The following is a 2,634-nucleotide window of genomic DNA, read 5'->3' as shown; positions in this document are numbered from 1 at the left end:
CGTGCTTATCCGGTTGTCTCCCAGACGCACTACCGGTAGGATGTGGAGCATCTGCGCCAATCTGGGGCGACCATGGTTATCGACGTGCTTGACAGAGGCGATTGGCCGTTCCCGCGCTCGCTGCCAGAGTTTCAGCGACGGTTCCCGGACGAAGCGGCATGCGCGTCCTACCTTGAGCGCGCTCGGTGGAGTGATGGGTTCATCTGTGACCACTGTGGCTCGCCCGGTGAGCCGTACCGCTTTGCCAATCGCCCCGGCGTTTTCCGGTGTCGTCATTGCAACCGCGACACGAGCCTCACTGCCGGCACCGTCAGGGATCGCACGCATACGCCGTTGTCGGTATGGTTTTGGGCGGCGTCCCTGGTTGCCAGCCAAACGCCTGGCATGTCGGCGGTGCAGTTCCCGCGGCAACTCGGCCGGTCGCGCTATGAGACAGCCTTCCAGATACTCCATAAGCTGCGGGCGGGAATGGTTCGCCCCGACCAAGACCGAATCGGAGGCAAATCCGAAGAAGTCGTCGAGGCTGATGAAACCTATGTTGGTGGGCGTACCCGCGGTAAGGGGCGTGGCGTCCACGACAGGGTCCTCGTGGCCGGTGCGGTCGAGGTTCGGCAGCGTAAACGTACCAGTAGCCTCAACAAGCGGAAGACCGGGAGGTACGCCGGTCGTGTTCGACTCGCCTTGGTTTCTGACCGAAGCGCCCAGTCGCTCGGTGGCTTCATCGATGGCAACGTGGCTCCCGGCACCACCATCATCACCGACGACTGGAGCGGTTATGCAAAATTGAGCGAGCACGGCTATTCCCACACAGCCGTCGCGGAGCGGGGCGACATGCAAGTTGCCGAGACCTTCCTGCCGATCATTCTCCTCGTGTTCTCCAATCTCAAAACCTGGCTGCGCGGCACCCATCACGGGGTCAGCCCGCAGCATCTACCAGCCTATCTCAACGAATTCACCTTCCGCTTCAACCGCCGCTTCTCTCCTTTCAACGCCTTCCTCTCTCTGCTCGGTATCGCCGGCGACGTCACCGCACCGACCTATGCCGAGCTCTACGCCACAAAATCACCACCCACTACATCCAGTAAGCTTGGGAGTTAACCGGATAAGCACGCGATGAAGATAGCGAAGCAGGCCTACACGACCGGGTTCAGTGAACCGGCGGTGAGACGTGTGAAGGATCGGCGGAACGTCAGTACGGTTGCCGAGGACCTGGGGCTAGTCGAGCAGACCCTGCGCAACTGGGTCAGGACAGCCGCGGCAGGCAAGCTCGGCTGACGGGAACGAAGGCCGTGGGTGCGGGAGAAATCGAGTTGTCACGATTGCGTGTCGAGAACATCCGGCTCAAGCGGGAGCTTGAAATCATAAAAAAGCGACGGCGTACTTTGCGAGGAAGGTTCTGTGAAGTACGCCTGAATGGCTGCTTGAACAGACAGGCGCTTTGCGCTGGCGGAGCGGTGCGAGGTACTGGAGGTCAGCGTCAGCGGCTATCGGGCACGCCGGGAGATCGCGCCCTTCTTCCACATCCTCAAGAACGGCTGCCGGATCGAGGCCCGGCAACTGGGCACGATCGACAGGCTGCAGCGCACCATCGCGCTGTACCTGATCGTTGCCTGGCGCATTGCTGTCCTGATGCGATTCGGCCGCACCTGTCCCGATTTCCGGCGGATCTCTTCTTTCACCAGGATGAATGGCGTGCGGCCGACTTCCTGAACAAGCAGAAGCCGCCGGCTGACATGCCTGCTCTGAATGAGGTCCCGCGACGGGTAGCGATGTGCGGCGGATTCCTCGGACGCAAGGGCGACGGAGAACCCGGCGTGAAAACCATCTGGCTCGGACTGCCGCGCGTCACGGACTGTGCCATCGGCCTTCAGTTCGCGCGTGACCTCGTCCCGTGTGAATTGGGTATAAGGATATGCGCAGACAGTCCATCCGGAACTCGCACTCAGCGGCTGGCCAGATCGATGGCTGATATCGAAGAAGAGGTGATTATGTCTTCTATCAGATTGATTCTTAATTGATATGTTTTCCGGACACCATCTGTTCGACATTGTCCCGAGGTAGGTGCCTGCTCGACCTCGGATACGTCGCGACGCTATCGAGGAGTGCGCGACCTGTGCGCCAGGTTGACCGCACAGGCGCCCGGGTCCTATAATCGCAGCCCCTACGGTGATGTAGCTCAGTCGGTTAGAGCGATGGATTCATAACCCATAGGTCGGTGGTTCAATTCCACCCATCACCACCAATTCGAAAACCCAACCCTTCCCGGTTGGTTTTTTTTCTGCCCGCCGCGCCAGCACCAATCCTCACAAGTTAGCATATAAGCATAGTCACTTATAAGCGTGCGACAGGTGCGGTTTCGGCTGCGGTTTTCGCGGTTGGGAGCGATTGGGGACGAACTTCTGGAGGTTGAGCACGATTTCCTCGAGGATGGGCTTGAGGCGGCGAGTGGTGGCCGTTGCAGCCAGGAGCCAACGGCCGATCGGTCGCTTGATCTTGTCGATTTCCAAGGTGCGGTTGATCTTGTAGGACGAACCGGGGTCGAGAAGGGGGTTGGTAGCGACATAGGCGGCCAGTGCATTGAGGTTGTCGAAGACCGCCTTGGCGCCGAAATCCTGGCGCGCCGCATGCCAGGAC

General features: G+C 60.1%; 2 protein-coding genes, 1 tRNA gene and 2 pseudogenes. 4 read left to right on the top strand and 1 reads right to left on the bottom strand.

The genetic code is table 11. The features are described from left to right. Positions 1-72: 72 nt before the first annotated feature. The 4 genes and pseudogenes from JNK99_RS12485 to JNK99_RS12470 all read left to right on the top strand — a co-directional run bounded on the left by JNK99_RS12485 (position 73) and on the right by JNK99_RS12470 (position 2,242). Positions 73-1,098: an IS1595 family transposase gene (locus JNK99_RS12485; RefSeq protein ID WP_291853577.1), complete on the top strand. Its 1,026-nt coding sequence runs from the start codon at positions 73-75 to the stop codon at positions 1,096-1,098. Between the two features lie 15 nt (positions 1,099-1,113). Next, on the top strand, positions 1,114-1,275 hold the full coding sequence (locus JNK99_RS12480) for a transposase (protein ID WP_291853575.1): 162 nt from the start codon (positions 1,114-1,116) through the stop codon (positions 1,273-1,275). A 183-nt stretch (positions 1,276-1,458) separates the two neighbouring features. Then, positions 1,459-1,883 (top strand): annotated as a pseudogene (locus JNK99_RS12475) (IS4 family transposase); the annotation flags it as partial. A 282-nt stretch (positions 1,884-2,165) separates the two neighbouring features. Next, positions 2,166-2,242: transfer RNA gene (locus JNK99_RS12470), tRNA-Met, on the top strand. Positions 2,243-2,327: 85 nt separating this feature from the next. Here JNK99_RS12470 and JNK99_RS12465 read toward each other — a convergent pair. Further along, positions 2,328-2,634, bottom strand: a pseudogene (locus JNK99_RS12465) (IS4/IS5 family transposase); the annotation flags it as partial.

Source organism: Accumulibacter sp. (assembly GCF_016789985.1).
Taxonomy (GTDB): domain Bacteria; phylum Pseudomonadota; class Gammaproteobacteria; order Burkholderiales; family Rhodocyclaceae; genus Accumulibacter.
Note: the sequence above shows the minus strand (reverse complement) of the source record. Positions and strands in the feature narration are given on the sequence as shown.